Annotated in this window: 3 protein-coding genes; 1 reads left to right on the top strand and 2 read right to left on the bottom strand. The window is 44.8% G+C overall.

The genetic code is table 11. The features are described from left to right. Positions 1-145: 145 nt before the first annotated feature. Positions 146-718, bottom strand: a complete 573-nt coding sequence (locus tag Q8M98_06215; protein ID MDP3114356.1) for a DUF1003 domain-containing protein — start codon at positions 716-718, stop codon at positions 146-148. Between the two features lie 777 nt (positions 719-1,495). Between Q8M98_06215 and Q8M98_06210 the strand changes: the two genes are divergently transcribed. Beyond that, entirely contained in the window at positions 1,496-1,897 is a 402-nt protein-coding gene (locus Q8M98_06210; GenBank protein MDP3114355.1) for a hypothetical protein, read from the top strand. 68 nt (positions 1,898-1,965) lie between these two features. Here Q8M98_06210 and Q8M98_06205 read toward each other — a convergent pair. After that, positions 1,966-2,296, bottom strand: a 331-nt coding sequence (locus tag Q8M98_06205) for a hypothetical protein (protein MDP3114354.1), incomplete at its 5' end; no start/stop codon positions are given.

The following is a 2,296-nucleotide window of genomic DNA, read 5'->3' as shown; positions in this document are numbered from 1 at the left end:
CGGATATTTTCCGTTCCATGATTATGGAATTACCGACGTCCCCGTCGGTTCTTGTTCGCGGGATCGGTTACAGAATTGTGGATCGATTACAGAATTGTGGATCGGTTTACAGAATTGTGGATGGTTTAGAGAATTGTGGATCGGTTTACAGATTTGTGGATCGGTTTTCAGTCTCCAGCGCAACTTCGATTTTTTGAAGTCGGGTGATTTGCTCAGCCTGAAGCTTCAATAGCGCTTCCCATTGCTGCACACGCAATTCATCAATTTTCTGGTGTAGGGCAACTATCTCGATTTCTGCTTTCAGGTTTACTTCATAATCATATCTGGCATCCAATCTATCATGGGCAGCCTGTCGGTTCTGACTCATCATAATCACTGGAGCTTGAATAGCTGCCAGCATTGACAGAAAGAGATTGAGCAGAATGTATGGGAAAGGATCGAAGGGGCGCTTGTGAATAAATAATAAATACACGTTAAGCCCGATCCAGAGAGCTATTATGGCTCCGAATATACCGATGAAAGTCCAGCTTCCTCCAAAAGCCGCTACTTTATCGGCAGTTCGTTGTCCGAAAGTGAGCTTTTCGGTAAATACAGCATGGGTGTTTTGGCTGATGGCTTCATTTTCGTGCAAATGCTGCAGAACATGCTTTTCAGAGGGGGTAAGGCTCTCCATTTCCTTATGGAGCAAACGGGCAATAATCTCTTTGTAGGTCTCCATATTTGAGTCCTCCTTGAAATAGATTTTATTGAAAAGAGACACTTTGGGGATAGGCAGGATTTGTAAAGGAATCTGTTGAAATACGTAAAGTATGCATGAGATACCTTTTATTCCCAATATTAATCTCCTGCTGATAGGATAAGGGAAATACAAGACACACGCAAGCTTGTCATGTAGCGCAGGATGCCACTGGTGCGAAGACGATAGGTCTCACGTCCTCGCAGCATCGGCATGCTGCGCTACATTGGGAAGCCGAATTTCGATTCGGCTGTGGCTAACAGCTTTCATTGCATTGCGTTTGCATGTTTTTCCTCACTTTAACTGTCAACCAAAATCAGGAAAGATCAGTTCACAACCATAGTCCCGTATAGAGTCTCACTGAATTCTGCAAATCGTATCACATTGGCTGCAAATCGCCTAAACCCGCATAATGCGAGTATCACCATTTCTGCAAATGAGTATCACGATTTCTGCAAATGCAGTTTCACTGAATTCTGCAAGCGGAATGTCACAACATCATGCATACAAGTGGCTTAGGATACTATTGAACTCAAACTGATGATTTGGGCTGTTATCGCATAAGAATATCACGAATTCTGCAAATGAGTTTTCAACATGCTTCTGGGGATGCACTTATGCGTTCATCTTCTTAATCAGGTATTATCTGGCATCTTCGCAGTTCTTATACTATTGTGCAGAAATGACTTGACCACGGTTGCCACTGGTTCTATGTAGAACCCATAAATTAACAGTCGGGTAACCGAGAAGGAGATCAAGATGACCAAGCAAAACAAGAATCGCAAGGATCAGGCAACGCTGGAGGAGATGGTGAAATCAGGCAGCCAGATCGTAATGATGAGAGAAGATGGTACGGAGCAGCCAGTTGAAGCCCTGGCAGAGAAGGCAGGGGTATTGAAGTTAGGATCGACCATGAAGGTGATCGAGATGGATAAGACTGGTTTGGATGGCTCGGAGAGAGATCCAGTTGAAGATGATCCATACGCAAATGAGTTCCACTACAAGAGCTGGTGGAATCAGTTCCGGGGACCCTGGCTGCAGTCGGAGAAGATGACGGTGGATGAGATCAAGTTCAAAGCCGATGATGCCTGGGAATGCAGCGATTACAAGGAAGTGATCAATCTGATGGCAGAGCTGATCTGCAGGCTCGAACAGAAGTAAGTTCTTTCATTATCAACACAGATACCCGGTTTTACCGGGTTTCTTTCTTGGGCTGGTTGTGGTGTTTCTTAGAAGGGTAAAACAAGCAATTGATATTTGGCATCCTCAGCGTCAAAGTTCGGTCCGATACCGATAGTAACATTGACTTGGGTGTGCTCCTGCTTGATCTCCGAGAGATACAGAAAGCAAGTGCACTGGTTGGTCAATATTATATGCGGGATGGAATCATATTCCTTATCGAGTTTGTGATTGATGAAGCGGTCTTCATGGCAATTGGCAGGGGTTTTCTGGCTCTGTTCTCCCACTCCCTTATCCTGATCCTGAAGCTCGTGCTGGAGCTTGGATAGGGTAAACAGGCTGTTATCAAGGTGGTTGGCAGATATTGCTCCATTGGCTATC

Source organism: Candidatus Cloacimonadaceae bacterium (assembly GCA_030693415.1).
Taxonomy (GTDB): Bacteria; Cloacimonadota; Cloacimonadia; order Cloacimonadales; family Cloacimonadaceae; genus JAUYAR01.
This window is presented reverse-complemented; position numbering and strand designations above follow the sequence as displayed.

Excerpts from the sequence above, each read along its gene's own strand:
- Q8M98_06215 (MDP3114356.1), bottom strand. The coding sequence starts at position 718 with ATGGAGACCTACAAAGAGATTATTGCCCGTTTGCTCCATAAGGAAATG.
- Q8M98_06210 (MDP3114355.1), top strand. The coding sequence starts at position 1,496 with ATGACCAAGCAAAACAAGAATCGCAAGGATCAGGCAACGCTGGAGGAG.